Origin of the sequence: Chryseobacterium jejuense, from assembly GCF_900100075.1 — a bacterium.
GTDB lineage: Bacteria > Bacteroidota > Bacteroidia > Flavobacteriales > Weeksellaceae > Chryseobacterium > Chryseobacterium jejuense.
On record NZ_FNEG01000003.1, the window covers coordinates 178,748 to 192,311 of the forward strand.

Annotated in this window: 19 protein-coding genes; 9 read left to right on the forward strand and 10 right to left on the reverse strand. The window is 35.2% G+C overall.

What is annotated here, in order from left to right; translation table 11 throughout:
* The first annotated feature begins 28 nt into the window (after positions 1-28).
* A complete protein-coding gene (locus BLS98_RS09915) occupies positions 29-280 on the forward strand; it encodes a DUF1294 domain-containing protein (RefSeq protein WP_089736045.1) in 252 nt (83 codons plus the stop codon).
* Between the two features lie 33 nt (positions 281-313).
* Here the strand turns inward: BLS98_RS09915 and BLS98_RS09920 are convergent, their stop codons facing one another.
* Positions 314-1,993: a pectate lyase family protein gene (locus BLS98_RS09920; protein WP_089736047.1), complete on the reverse strand. Its 1,680-nt coding sequence runs from the start codon at positions 1,991-1,993 to the stop codon at positions 314-316.
* Positions 1,994-2,196: 203 nt separating this feature from the next.
* On the opposite strand from BLS98_RS09920, the gene BLS98_RS09925 reads away from it, so the two are divergent.
* From BLS98_RS09925 to BLS98_RS09950, 6 genes are all read left to right on the forward strand, one after another.
* Positions 2,197-2,403, forward strand: coding sequence for a hypothetical protein (locus BLS98_RS09925; protein ID WP_139166098.1), 207 nt, complete (start codon positions 2,197-2,199; stop codon positions 2,401-2,403).
* Positions 2,404-2,537: 134 nt separating this feature from the next.
* On the forward strand, positions 2,538-4,343 hold the full coding sequence (gene typA, locus BLS98_RS09930; RefSeq protein WP_089736051.1) for a translational GTPase TypA: 1,806 nt from the start codon (positions 2,538-2,540) through the stop codon (positions 4,341-4,343).
* A gap of 141 nt (positions 4,344-4,484) precedes the next feature.
* The gene (locus tag BLS98_RS09935) at positions 4,485-6,095 is read left to right on the forward strand and encodes a glycoside hydrolase family 10-like protein (protein WP_089736054.1); all 1,611 of its coding nucleotides are present in this window, start codon (positions 4,485-4,487) and stop codon (positions 6,093-6,095) included.
* A 303-nt stretch (positions 6,096-6,398) separates the two neighbouring features.
* The gene (locus BLS98_RS09940) at positions 6,399-6,950 is read left to right on the forward strand and encodes a ferritin (protein WP_089736056.1); all 552 of its coding nucleotides are present in this window, start codon (positions 6,399-6,401) and stop codon (positions 6,948-6,950) included.
* Positions 6,951-7,149: 199 nt separating this feature from the next.
* Complete coding sequence (gene ychF / locus BLS98_RS09945; RefSeq protein WP_089736057.1) at positions 7,150-8,241, forward strand: redox-regulated ATPase YchF; 1,092 nt, start codon at positions 7,150-7,152, stop codon at positions 8,239-8,241.
* Between the two features lie 86 nt (positions 8,242-8,327).
* Complete coding sequence (locus tag BLS98_RS09950) at positions 8,328-9,404, forward strand: hypothetical protein (RefSeq protein WP_089736059.1); 1,077 nt, start codon at positions 8,328-8,330, stop codon at positions 9,402-9,404.
* Between the two features lie 84 nt (positions 9,405-9,488).
* Here BLS98_RS09950 and BLS98_RS23055 read toward each other — a convergent pair whose 3' ends face one another.
* From BLS98_RS23055 to BLS98_RS09955, 5 genes are read right to left on the reverse strand one after another with little or no spacing between them, the layout of a single operon-like run.
* Positions 9,489-9,653, reverse strand: coding sequence for a bacteriocin (locus BLS98_RS23055; protein ID WP_111994752.1), 165 nt, complete (start codon positions 9,651-9,653; stop codon positions 9,489-9,491).
* A gap of 55 nt (positions 9,654-9,708) precedes the next feature.
* A complete protein-coding gene (locus BLS98_RS23060) occupies positions 9,709-9,870 on the reverse strand; it encodes a bacteriocin (protein WP_111994751.1) in 162 nt (53 codons plus the stop codon).
* 38 nt (positions 9,871-9,908) lie between these two features.
* Positions 9,909-10,079 carry a bacteriocin gene (locus BLS98_RS23065; protein ID WP_139166099.1) on the reverse strand — a complete coding sequence of 57 codons (171 nt, stop codon included), beginning with the start codon at positions 10,077-10,079 and terminating at the stop codon, positions 9,909-9,911.
* Between the two features lie 31 nt (positions 10,080-10,110).
* Positions 10,111-10,263, reverse strand: coding sequence for a bacteriocin (locus tag BLS98_RS23070; RefSeq protein ID WP_111994750.1), 153 nt, complete (start codon positions 10,261-10,263; stop codon positions 10,111-10,113).
* Between the two features lie 16 nt (positions 10,264-10,279).
* Positions 10,280-10,486, reverse strand: a complete 207-nt coding sequence (locus tag BLS98_RS09955; RefSeq protein WP_045497842.1) for a bacteriocin — start codon at positions 10,484-10,486, stop codon at positions 10,280-10,282.
* A 145-nt stretch (positions 10,487-10,631) separates the two neighbouring features.
* On the opposite strand from BLS98_RS09955, the gene BLS98_RS09960 reads away from it, so the two are divergent.
* Positions 10,632-11,570 (forward strand): helix-turn-helix domain-containing protein, encoded by a 939-nt coding sequence (locus BLS98_RS09960; protein WP_089736061.1) that lies wholly within the window; start codon positions 10,632-10,634, stop codon positions 11,568-11,570.
* A gap of 87 nt (positions 11,571-11,657) precedes the next feature.
* The gene (locus tag BLS98_RS09965; RefSeq protein WP_089736063.1) at positions 11,658-12,422 is read left to right on the forward strand and encodes an SDR family NAD(P)-dependent oxidoreductase; all 765 of its coding nucleotides are present in this window, start codon (positions 11,658-11,660) and stop codon (positions 12,420-12,422) included.
* 72 nt (positions 12,423-12,494) lie between these two features.
* On the opposite strand, the gene BLS98_RS09970 is transcribed toward BLS98_RS09965, so the two are convergent.
* From BLS98_RS09970 to BLS98_RS23075, 4 genes are all read right to left on the reverse strand, one after another.
* Positions 12,495-12,677 (reverse strand): hypothetical protein, encoded by a 183-nt coding sequence (locus BLS98_RS09970; RefSeq protein ID WP_089736065.1) that lies wholly within the window; start codon positions 12,675-12,677, stop codon positions 12,495-12,497.
* A 161-nt stretch (positions 12,678-12,838) separates the two neighbouring features.
* The gene (locus BLS98_RS23285; RefSeq protein WP_167356203.1) at positions 12,839-12,991 is read right to left on the reverse strand and encodes a hypothetical protein; all 153 of its coding nucleotides are present in this window, start codon (positions 12,989-12,991) and stop codon (positions 12,839-12,841) included.
* 30 nt (positions 12,992-13,021) lie between these two features.
* The gene (locus tag BLS98_RS09975; protein ID WP_089736067.1) at positions 13,022-13,216 is read right to left on the reverse strand and encodes a bacteriocin; all 195 of its coding nucleotides are present in this window, start codon (positions 13,214-13,216) and stop codon (positions 13,022-13,024) included.
* A gap of 30 nt (positions 13,217-13,246) precedes the next feature.
* Positions 13,247-13,417, reverse strand: a complete 171-nt coding sequence (locus tag BLS98_RS23075) for a bacteriocin (protein ID WP_111994749.1) — start codon at positions 13,415-13,417, stop codon at positions 13,247-13,249.
* Positions 13,418-13,564 lie beyond the last annotated feature (147 nt).

Below are 13,564 nucleotides of genomic sequence, written 5' to 3' on the forward strand. Positions count from 1 at the left end.
TTTTATTTTTGCAGAAATTAATTGTAGTATGATTCCTTTTCTGTTGATCGCTAACCTTATTACCTTTGGAGTTTTTGGATTTGATAAACTTCAGGCCAAAAGACATCAGTGGCGAATTTCCGAGAATGTTCTCTTAGGTCTTTCGTTGATAGGGATTGTGGGGGCTGCTTCAGGAATGGTTATCTTTAATCATAAAGTATCCAAAAAATCTTTTCTGGTGAAATTTTTCATTGTGGTTTTAATTGATGTGGTATTGTTATATCGTTTGATAAGGCATTGATATAAAAGACACCTCTTCTGAGGTGCCATTTTATTAAACAATAAGTTGTACATTTCCCTGAATGAAATAGTTTAGATTAGGTTCATTGAATCCGGTTATTGTAATAACCAGAAGACCGTTTTCATTTTCAATGGAGGTTATCTGTGTATTTCCAACATCTTTGGAGGATAAGTTTTTTCCGAAAATATCCCCATAAAACCATCTGCCATACGAGTAAGTTCCTATATAAATATTGTATTTTGCAAACATCATGTATTCCTGGAATTTAATTTTTGTTTTAATTTTAATCCCAAAATTAGAAGGATCAGCGCCCATCACCTCATGAGTACAATCCGGGATAATTCCTTCTTTTCCATCACCCACATTACCGCTTCTGGTGACCGGAATCACTCCAAATTGCCTTTTTATGTTTCCGATGGCTTTACTATCACTGGCTTTTACATGGCCATAGGAAGTAATATTGGTAAAATCTCCTACAATCCAATTGGAAGGAAGACTTCCGTCACCTTCGTAAGTGGGAAGTTCATATTTTATATAATTTCTTTCCTGAGAAACATCCATAAGACCTCTGTAAGTATAACCTTTATATACTCCGTTAATATTAACGATACTATTGTTGCTCCAGCTGCCAGTTACCTCTCTGTCTTCTTTACCATTATTGGGTGGTCCAAAAAGATCAGGACCTATTAATGGCCGATCTGTAAAATTAAAATAGCAATTAGAAATTTCAAAATTTCCAGTACGGACATCTGATAAATCAATTACATCTTTGATATATTCTGCATATAATCCGTTAATGGTAATCCCCAGGCAGTCTTGCTCAAACTTCATTCCTGTATTTCCACCTTCTGTTGTTGGTGAAATAATAGTGGTGGCGGTAGTACCATTGGTAAACAAAAATCCTAAATTTCTGGTAGCTGTCATCCGTTCTAAAAGTAATGCGTTATTCTGTCCAAGAAATTGATAACAATACTCATCAGGAACGGGAATTTCTCTTGACACATGGGTTGCTATAATATTTTTCAAAACAGTATAAAAACAGTTGTCGAATTTTATAGCAGATATACAGTCAGAAAAAGTAATGTTTTCCAGAGAACATCCATGACAAAAATTGACAAAATGTAGACCTGTTCCACAACTAACAAAATTGGCATCTTTAATTTGAGATGAAACAATAACATGAGTGCCATATTTGATGTTAAGGTTGGGCAGCAAGCGTTTAACTTGATCTGAAACCGTTTCTAAATAGGCTGTTTCCATAATAGTATTATCACGCGCAGCATTTCCTGAGAAAGTAGCTCCATTACAGTAAAAAATTATATTGGAGGTGATGTAGATGGTTTGGTTGATAAGATAAGTCTTACTTCCATTAAACTTTAGGGCGCCTTTTCCTACAGCTGAGAGGTATAAAACAGCATTGTTAATACTTTCAGTATCATCAGTCTCACCATCTCCTTTTGCTCCAAAAATCCCCACATCTACAGGCTCACCACTGTCATGAACTGTTTTGTTCAGGTAATAAATGTTATTTCGTTTTCTGCGGACAATACCGTCTACAAAAGGCTGAATAGGTGATGGATTAGTAGAAGTAGGAGCCGGAGGAATATATTGTACATAAATATAAGGTTCAAAAGTAAATTCATCAATCAGTTCTATTATGGCCTGATCAGGAATTGTACTTGTAGGCGAGAAAAATTCATTCGTTAAAATCATAAAATTTGCTTCTTTGATGTTATTAATATTCTGTTTCCTGCAGGAAAACTTCTAAAACAAAGTTAATGGGGGATAGCGTCAGAACTTGACGTGTTATATTTAAATAGAATAGTACCTAAAAGAATACAATGAACTTTTCAAAAATATTTTTGAACCCGGTTTTTTCTTACATTTATCATTCAACAATCAAAAACTTTACAACTATGAAAAATCTTAAAAAAATGGGAAGAAGCGAAATGAAAATGCTTACAGGTGGAATTGCAAAAGGAATGGTAAGATGTAAGGATCCGGATACTTGTGCAGTGAGATGGGGATGGCCTACAGGGTTCTCCAGTAATTGTAATGATATGGACATTATATGTGGAAGTGCACCTGCCGTAGATCCATGTGATTCGTCTTTATGTATATAGTAACTCAAGAGTGTTTTAGAACACTCTTTTTTTATGCCTCTGTAAACGTGTATTTTAAACAGAATATTAATTATTTATTTAATAGAATTGTTTTTCATTAAAAATCACTATTTTTGCACTCGTAAAAATCCTATATGCAAAACATTAGAAATATTGCGATTATCGCACACGTTGACCACGGGAAGACGACTTTGGTTGACAAAATCATCCATGCTACCAATATTTTCAGAGAAAATCAGGAGAGTGGAGAATTAATTATGGATAACAATGATCTTGAAAGAGAGAGAGGGATCACCATCTTATCCAAGAATATTTCTGTTACTTATAAAGACACTAAAATTAACGTAATTGATACTCCTGGTCACGCGGATTTCGGTGGAGAAGTAGAGAGAGTATTAAAAATGGCTGACGGAGTTATCCTGTTAGTGGATGCGTTTGAAGGACCAATGCCACAAACAAGATTCGTACTTCAGAAAGCTTTAGAATTAGGACTAAGACCATTAGTGGTTATCAACAAAGTAGATAAGCCAAACTGTCGTCCTGATGAAGTTCATGATAAAGTATTTGATTTGTTCTTCAACCTTGAGGCTACAGAAGAACAATTGGATTTCCCTACATTCTATGGATCTTCAAAACAAGGTTGGTTCAACACTTCATTAGAGCAAACTGAAGATATTATGCCATTATTAGATGGTATTTTACAATATGTTCCTGAGCCTAAAGTAACTGAAGGAAATCTTCAGATGCAGATTACTTCATTAGATTTCTCTTCTTTCTTAGGAAGAATTGCAATCGGAAAAGTAACAAGAGGAGAGCTTAAAGAGTCTCAGTGGATCGGTCTTGCTCAGGCAGATGGAAAAGTTGTAAAAGGAAAAGTAAAAGAATTATACGTTTTCGAAGGTTTAGGGAAGAAAAAAGTAACTGAAGTACAAGCAGGAGATATCTGTGCGGTAGTAGGTTTTGATGCTTTCCAGATCGGAGATTCTTTCGTAGATCTTGAAAACCCTGAACCATTGGAAAGAACTGCAATTGATGAGCCTACGTTGAACATGACGTTCTCAATTAACAATTCACCTTTCTTCGGTAAAGACGGTAAATATGTAACTTCAAATCACCTGAAAGAAAGACTATACAAAGAATTAGAGAAAAACTTAGCATTAAGAGTTCAGCAGACTGATGACGCTAACACATTCTTAGTATTCGGTAGAGGTATTCTTCACTTGTCAGTTTTAATTGAAACAATGAGAAGAGAAGGGTATGAAATGACAATTGGTCAGCCACAGGTTATCTTGAGAGAGGTTGATGGAGTTAGCTGTGAGCCTTATGAATCTTTAGTTGTTGACGTTCCTGAAGAATATGCTTCAAGAGTTATCGACTTAGCAACTCAGAGAAAAGGTGACCTTCACATTATGGAAACTAAAGGTGAAATGCAGCACATGGAATTCGAAATTCCTTCAAGAGGTTTGATCGGATTACGTTCTCAAATGTTAACAGCTACTGCTGGTGAGGCTATTATGGCACACCGTTTTACAGAATACAAGCCTTTCAAAGGTGCTATTCCTGGAAGAAGTAATGGGGTATTGATCAGCAAAACTCAAGGTCCAGCTACAGAATATTCTATCGCTAAATTACAGGATAGAGGTAAGTTCTATGTTGATCCGGGTGAGGAGATCTATGCAGGTATGGTTATCGGTGAGCAAAACAAACCGGGTGACTTGGTTGTAAACATCGTTGAAGCAAAACAGTTGAATAACATGAGAGCTTCTGGAAAAGATAAAGATACAGGTGTTGCACCAAAAATCTTATTCTCTCTTGAAGAATGTATGGAATATATCCAAGCTGATGAAGCAATCGAGGTTACTCCAAACTTTATCAGAATGAGAAAGAAATTACTTTCTGAAGAAGAAAGAAAAAGAGTTGAAAGATCAGGGAAAGCTTAATCAGTCCTGATTTAAAATCAATATCATATAGAAAAGCCTCGAATTTTTCGAGGCTTTTTTGCTAAGTAATCGGAAAAATTGTTTATTTTTTCAAAAGAATATCCGAAATATCAAAATATAATTTAAAGTAGTTTTACGGCTATGAAAGTGAATAAATTAAAACTTATCGTTTTATTGGGAGTTCTTGCGTCTTACAGTACCTCATGTTCCGTTCAGAACAATGTTACGAAGACTCCTCCTGTTAAAAATACAACAAAACCTAATACCAATAATACAACCCAGCCCAAACCTCCAGTAGCGGTAAAGCCTGCAACAGGAACTTCAACGGAAGAAACGTTCAGAACCACTCTTCCTGAGATCAAAAGAGAATTCCGTGGCGCATGGATTGCCAGCGTTGCCAATATCAACTGGCCATCAAAAAACAACCTTACCGTAGAGCAGCAGAAAGCAGAAGCTATCAGTATGCTGGATATGCTGAAAGATAATAACTTCAATGCTGCTATTTTTCAGATCAGACCTTCTGCAGATGCTTTATATACAAGTAATATTGAACCTTGGTCTTACTTTTTAACCGGAGAAACAGGTACAGCGCCTTATCCAAGCTATGATCCGTTATTATTCTGGATAGAAGAAGCTCACAAAAGAGGCTTGGAGTTACATGTTTGGTTAAATCCTTATCGTGCCCATCATACCAACGGTGGTACAGTGAATAAGATGTCTATGGCCAACAGAATGTCTGACCTTGTAGTGAGATTAAAAAACGGGATGTATTGGTTTGATCCGGCTAATCCGAAAACACAGGATCACGTATCTAACGTAGTAAAGGATATTGTGAAAAGATATGATATTGATGCCATTCACTTTGATGATTATTTCTATCCATACGCTGCTTACAACAAAGGTGCAGATTTTCCGGATTATGCAACGTGGAGCACTTATCAAAACAGTGGCGGAACTTTATCAAGAGCAGACTGGAGAAGAGATAACGTAAACAAATTTGTAGAACGTATCTATAAAGAAATTCACGCAGAAAAAAATAATGTAAGATTTGGAATCAGTCCATTTGGAATCTGGAAACCTGGATATCCGGCGGGAATTGTAGGGTCTTCTCAGTTTGATGAACTGTATGCAGATGCCAAATTATGGTTAAACAGAGGCTGGGTAGACTATTTTTCACCACAATTATATTGGCCGATTGATTCAAAAGGACAAGGTTTCGAGGCGTTGCTAAACTGGTGGCAGTCAGAAAATACAATGAAGCGTCACTTATGGCCAGGTTTGAATACTGTTGAGATTAAAACCTATGATCGTCCAACAGAAATCAAGAACCAAATTGAGATTTCCAGACAAATATTAAAGAATGATGCAGGTGAAATTCACTGGAGTATTGCAGGATTAACTAAAAATCCGGGAATGCTTCCGACTCTGAAAAACGGTCCATACAGCGAAAAAGCATTAGTTCCTAAATCTCCATGGATTAAAGCAGTTCCATTGCAGACTCCAACATTATTTATTAGTGATAATGGCAGCTTTGCACAGACGAGATGGAGTACAAAAAATGCATCAGAAGTTTTCCAGTGGGTACTTTTTACTCAATATGACGGAGTATGGCAAACAGAAATTTTACCATTGGATGTTCTTTTCAAAGATATTCCTAAATTCAAAAATGGTAAAAAACTGAATGGAGTAGCCATTAAAGCCATCGACAGATTAGGAAACGAAAGTGATTATATGGCTAAAAAGATCAAATAAAGAAAAACTGAAAGTGGTAGTAAAAAGCCATTAAAGTTTTAACAATATAAAGGGTTCAACTTCAAGTTGAACCTTTTTTTATCGATATTATTGGGCCTTCTACGGAATAACCAACAGAATGTTTAGTGTATCCATGCACTTTGTCATTCCTATCTTTTTATTTTAGAATAGCTATAAATTATTAATTTAAAACAAAGAAAATCAATATGATATAATTTGAACTTATGTATTTTTAAGTAAAATAAAAACCTTCGCGGAATCATTTTTGCATGAACAGTCTTATAATCACCAAAATATAACATTATGAATACTAACAGACTTTCCGCAAATGTGGAAAAAGCACTTAGTGATCAGATGAACAAGGAGATTCATGCATCACACGTTTTTCTATCGTATGGAATTTGGGCCGATGACAAAGGCTATCAGGGAATTGCCAATTTTCTCTACCGACACGCTCAGGAAGAAAGAAACCATTCGATCAAATTCATGGAGTACATTTTAAACAGGGGTGGAAAACCCAAAGTAGATGCTATTCCGAAACCTCCGGCTGATCCTAAAACATTGACCGCTTGTTTTGAAGGTGTTTTCAAACATGAAGTAGACAACACAACGGCCATTTACAAAATTGTGGACCTTTCCATGGATGAAAAAGACTGGGCCACATGGAATTTTATGCAGTGGTTTGTACAGGAACAGATTGAAGAAGAAACATTAGCTCATAACTTGATTGATAAATTAAAAATTGCAGGGGGAGACAGAGCAACAGACGAGTCTTTATTTACTTTAGATAGAACTTTGCAGGAAGCACCGAATGACGTACCATTGGCTCAGGATGCCACAGGAAATAATCCATAAAAATCATCGGTGAAACAAAAACTGCTTGAAAATCTGTCAGAATGCTGACAGATTTTTTTATTATGAAACTCCCTTAAAATTCACTATCTTTGCACGCTGAAAGTTCAGTAATCAATAACTAAGGCCAGAAAGAATAAAAACTTCAAACCTTATTCATTGAACTTTCAAACCCTAAACCTTAAACTTTGAATTTTACAATATGAAATGTGGAATTGTAGGCCTACCGAATGTAGGTAAATCAACACTTTTTAACTGTCTGAGCAACGCAAAAGCTCAATCAGCGAACTATCCTTTCTGTACTATTGAACCGAACCTGGGAACAGTTTCAGTACCGGATCAGAGATTATTTGAATTGGAGAAAATCGTAAAGCCTGAGAGAGTTTTACCAGCTGTAGTTGAGATCGTTGATATTGCAGGTCTTGTAAAAGGTGCCAGCAAAGGAGAAGGATTGGGGAACCAGTTCCTTGCAAATATCCGTGAGTGTGAAGCAATCATCCACGTTTTAAGATGTTTTGATAATGGAAACATCATTCACGTAGAAGGTTCAGTAGATCCGTTAAGAGATAAAGAAATTATTGATATCGAACTTCAATTGAAAGACCTTGAAACAGTAGGAAAAGCAGTTGAAAAAGCTAAAAAGTTCATCAAATCCGGTAAGAAAGAAGATCTTCTTACTTATGAAACGCTTCAGAACTTGCAAAAGTTCCTTGAAGATGGAAAAAATGCAAGAGAGTTTGCAATGGATGACTTTGCAAAATCAGTTATTGCTGAAGTTCAGCTTCTAACGAACAAACCGGTACTTTACGTTTGTAACGTAGATGAAAACTCTATTAAAAACGGAAACGACTGGATTGGAAAAATCGAGGAAATGGCTAAAAATGAAGGTGCTGAAGTTGTTGTTTTAGCGGCTCAGATTGAAGCTGACATCAATGAACTTGAAACTTTCGAAGAAAGAGAAATTTTCCTTGAAGAACTAGGACTTACAGAACCGGGAGTAAACCGTTTGATTAGAAAAGCTTATGATCTTTTAAAACTTCAGACGTATTTCACTGCGGGAGTAAAAGAAGTAAGAGCTTGGACTATCGGACAGGGATGGACCGCTCCTCAAGCAGCTGGAGTAATCCACACAGACTTTGAAAAAGGATTCATCCGTGCAGAAGTAATCAAGTATAACGATTATATGACGTACGGTTCAGAAGTAAAAGTAAAGGAAGCCGGAAAATTATCTGTAGAAGGTAAAGAATATATTGTACAGGATGGTGACATCATGCACTTTAGATTCAACGTATAAGAAAAAAATATTAAAGTTAGTTTATAAAAAAACGCTTCCATAATTGTTTGGGAGCGTTTTTTGCATTTAGTAGTAAAACTGTTTCTATGAAAATTCATTATTTTATAATTATTGCCTCCTTTTTTTCATGTTCAGAATCTATTGATGATAAATGCTTCATTGATAAGCTTGATACCGAAAATATTGTGAGTCTGAATGAGGAATACGAACCTTATACGCTAAAACAAATTCTTGCAGAAAAGCCCGATTACCTTGAAATTACCAACCTCAAAGCATACAGGAATTTTAAAACAGACAGAACAGAATTTCCTCTTTATGAAATGAATGCTAGAAAGGTCGGAAAGATAAAGAAAAATAGCTTTACAATATTTGATGAAAAGTTTTCTGATCAGTTTTTATATTTTGCAGAACAAAAGATAGGAAATATCTTATATGGATTGGGCGCCAACAGACTCGGATATTGGTTGCTGAAAATTGAAAATAATAAATCTTTTGCCTATTTTTTAGGGTTGAGTCCTAACCAGTATTATTGCAACAAGGCTCAACAGAATCCAATTGTTCAGGGAGATTATCTCCAGATTCAAGGAAGTGTAGTGAAACCTTTAGAGTCCTTTACTCGCGGTGAATTTAAAGATTATGCAGTACTTGGAGAAGGTAAATTATTTAAAATAAAACTCAAAGATTTAATGCAGGATTCCGATCAGGATGGCTACAATGATATTTTTGAGAATAGCTTGGGGTTAAATTCCCATCATGCAGATACAGATAACGATGGAATTAACGACTTTGAGGATAGGAATCCAATGTTTAAATCATCGGATAACAAATTTACCCGTCTCTATGAGTCATTGTTACCTAATGTTTCCAAAGATTCTGAAAAAAAGAGCTATGAGTTTCAAGTGTATAAAACCGACTGTGAGTATTTTCATCAGATTAATCCAACATTAAAGGTTTTATTTATACCTGAGCATAAAAAGAAACGGACTTATTATACCAGAGTATCTGATATTATTACCGAGGCTATCTCCCCAATACAGAAAAATAATAAGAATCCTAACAGTTTTTATATTTATAAAGTAGGAGATTTCTATAAAAATGATTATTCTGCAGATTTTGAAGATGGAAAGTGGGTACTTAAAGTAGTGGGTGGATATGTTATTTAGAAGATAAGATAATGTAGTTCATAAAAAAGCACTTTCAAAACAATGAAAGTGCTCAAATTATAAAAAATAACATAAGGTTCATGTTTAGTCCAGTGGCGGATCCAATATGGTTCTGCACTTTCTTTCAAAGCAGCTGTTACCAACAGTTGTACATAAACCTGTTGCGGGATCAATACACCTTAGCAATCCACCGGTGATTGATCGTAATTCTTTTTTGTTCAGCTTTTTTCCATTGTTTAGATTTTCCATAATTTCTCTATTTTTAAAATGGACTTATTACTGTTAATCAAAAGGAGAGGTGTGCCTATGGCTCTAATACAGGTCTGCACTTTAGCTCAGCACATCCAATACCAAAAATTCTGCATTGGCCGGTCATAGGATCTATACACTGTCTTAATCCTCCAGTAATGCTTCTTAACTCTTTTTTATTGAGTTTTTTTCCGTTGTTTAAGTTTTGATTTTTCATGATTTTTTTATTTTAATTTTGAAATGAATCTACTATTGTTAATCAAATGGAGGTCCAGGTACATATCTGCATTCCCTTTCAGCGCATCTTATTCCTGTATCTACGCAGCGTCCTGTTTCAGGATCAAGACACATCTGTAATCCTCCGGTAATGCTTCTTAACTCTTTTTTATTGAGTTTTTTTCCGTTGTTCAATTGTTGATTTTTCATGATTTCTTTATTTAAAAATAAACTGGTATTGTTAATCCAATCGAGGCTCAGGAGCATACCAGCATGCTCTTTCAGCACATCCTGTTCCTGTCATTTTGCATCTGCCTTTTTCGTCTATGCAAGAGAATGAACCGCCAGTAATGGTTTTCAATTCTTTCTTATTCAGTTTTATTCCTTTATTCATCGCATTAGTTTTAAGATTACTCTATAGTGATGGGTGCCGGTCTGCATTCTTTTTGTCCGCATACAGGAGAAATAATGGTACAGCCATTGGGATATGGAGATTCACATGGTTCATATGGAGTTGGGCAAAGCACCGGTTCCATACAGTTTAATAATCCACCAGTAATGGTTTTCAGTTCTTTTTTGTTTAGTCTTTTACCAGACTGTAAAAAATGGTTTTTCATTTGTTTGATTTTTAGTGAGTTAGTTAATGACGAATGTAGTAAAAATATTCATTCATATATCACTTATCATAGAAAAAAATGAAATAAACATTTTTGTTTTATTAAAAATCAACTTTGTATATTTGAATTTTACAACTGATTGATTATGGAGAAAATAGCACATTCCTCATTAGAAGATTTTTATAGGGAAATGACTGCCAAGCTCGGAAAAAGCCTGGAAGATATTTTTCCTAAAGGCCTCCATAAAGATATTGGGCATTTTAATGTGTTTGATATTGCACAAACTATTGAACGAATAAAAACGACTTCCGAAATGCCCTATAACAGGCGCAAGTATTATAAAATCAGCTTAATCAGAGGGAAAAACAGAGCAGAATATGCCGATAAGATTATTTCCATAGAAAAAAACGCACTGCTATTTGCCACGCCTAAGGTTCCTTATCATTGGATTCCGGAGGATGCACAGCAGTCCGGAAGTTTTTGTGTATTTACCGAAGACTTTTTCATGAAAGAAACCTCCTATAATACCTTGGAAAATTTGCCTATTTTTCAGCCGGGAGCCGTTCCTGTATTTGAAATTGATAATGAATTGGCGGATGAAATAGAACTTCTTTTTAAAAAAGTAAAAAACGAAATAGATTCAGATTATTTATTTAAATACGACCTCATTAGAAATTACGTCTGGGAACTGATTCATTATGGTCAAAAGTTGCAGCCTGCAACTAAAATATCAATATCAAAAGATGCTTCCATGAGAGTGGTATCTTTATTTATAGAATTATTGGAAAGACAGTTTCCCATTGAATCCCGTGAGCAGAGACTACAGCTAAGAACGGCAAAAGATTATGCAGAAAGACTGTCTGTACACGTCAATTATCTCAATAAAAGATTAAAAGATAGCACTGGAAAAACCACCACAGAATTTATTGGTGACAGAATTATTCAGGAAGCAAAAATCCTTTTAAGACAAACCCAATGGAATGTTTCAGAGATATCCTATGCTCTAGGTTTTGAAGAAATAGCCCACTTTTCAAATTTTTTCAAAAGAAAAACATCATTTACACCCTTAGAATTTCGCACCTGATTTGAATTTTGCAAATTTCGGATTGATTCAGGTAAATCTTATCTGCTGTAAATGTTTCAACTTTGTATCACTAAAACAACCAAAAATATGGAAACAAAGACAAAAATAGCACTGGTAACTGGAGGAAGCAGAGGTTTAGGAAAGAACTCAGCCCTTAAAATCGCTCAAAAAGGACTGGATGTTATTATTACGTATAGAAGCAATCAGGAAGAAGCAGAAGCTGTTGTTCAAGAAGTAAAAGCTATTGGCAGAAATGCCGCAGCATTTCAGTTGGATACAAAAGACCGTAAAAGCTTTGATCCATTTGTAGAAGAAGTTACCAATTACTTGAAAGAAACTACGGGTAGCTCTCACATCGATTATCTTGTCAATAATGCCGGAACAGCTTTATATTCACCTATCACAGATGTTACAGAAGAGCAGATGGATGACATGGTGGATATCCATTTCAAAGGAGTCTTTTTCTTAACTCAAAAACTATTGCCTTTCATTAATGATGGCGGAGGAATTATCAATATTTCTTCAGGGCTGGCAAGATTTGCAACACCAGGTTCTTCTGTTTACGGATCAATAAAAGCAGGAGTAGAGATGCTGACTAAATATATGGCCAAAGAATTGGGATCTAGAAAGATCAGAGCCAATGTAATTGCACCTGGAGCTATTGAAACAGACTTTGGTGGCGGAAGAGTAAGAGACAATAAAGAAATCAATGAAATGGTGGCAGGTGCTACTGCTTTGGGAAGAGTAGGGTTGCCTGATGATATTGGTGGAGTTGTAGCTTTCCTATGTACGGAAGATGCAGGATGGATTAATGGGCAAAGAATTGAAGCTTCAGGAGGAATGTTTTTATAATGAAAATGTACTTTAACTTTTTTGACAAATAAAATAAGAAGAACCGGTAAAATATGCCGGTTCTTTTATTTTTTATGCAATAACTTCAATTGGATCAACAGGAGTAGGGGGTTGACATTCTTTTTCTCTGCATCCCGGACCATAATAATAACAGCGGTTTCCAGAAATTTTACATCTTACATCTCCTCCTCCTGTAATCATTTTCAGCTCTTTCTTGGCTAATTTCTTTCCTTTGTGTACATTTTGTTTGTTCATGGTTTTAATTTTTATTATTTCACTAATTTAGGAAAAATAGTTGAATGGTTTGTATGAAAAGTACTTAAATACAAATGGTTATATGGTTGATAATGGTTTTTAAATAAAAAGCCTATCTTGTTGGAGATAGACTTTTTTAATATAATATAAGAGTAATTTAATTAAGGAGTTTTGCATTCCGGTTCCCCGCAAAATCTTCCGTATTGTATACATTCTGCGTAGCCTTCCGGTCTGCAGATTCTTAATCCGCCTTTGATGGTACTCAATTGTTTTTTGTTCAATTTTCTTCCGTTACGTTCAGTGTTGTTTTTCATAGTTTGGATTTTATAAATTGGTTGGTTTTATTAAGGTCTGCAAATTTTTTGTCCACAATAAGGAGAAATCATGGCACAACCATTCTCATCAACATTAGAATTACATGGCTCCATATGAGGTAAGCAGATTTCCTGAGCAGGCATGCAGTCCAGTAGACCTCCTGCAATTGTTTTTAATTCTTTTTTACTGAGCTTTTTTGCCTTTAGAGAAGTTTGATTTTTCATAGTAGTGATATTTTGTTTATAGTGATAAAATTAATTCCAAGGCTTGCGTGGTTGATCTGGCTTGCATTGATCCTCTGCACACTTAGGATGATACTGTCTGCATCTTAGCGAAGGATCAAGGCACATCAAAAGACCTCCATTGATGCTTCTTAGCTCCTTTTTATTAAGTTTTTTTCCTTTTAATACTGTTTTGCTTTTCATGATATTGATTTTTAATGAGTTAGTTATGACGAATATATGAAAAGTTTCAATAGTAAATCACCTATTGAAGAAAAAAACAATATACTATATTCTTGTTTATCGCTGAAAATGAATGTATTCTCTAATGATAAGTTGAAAAATGCTCTC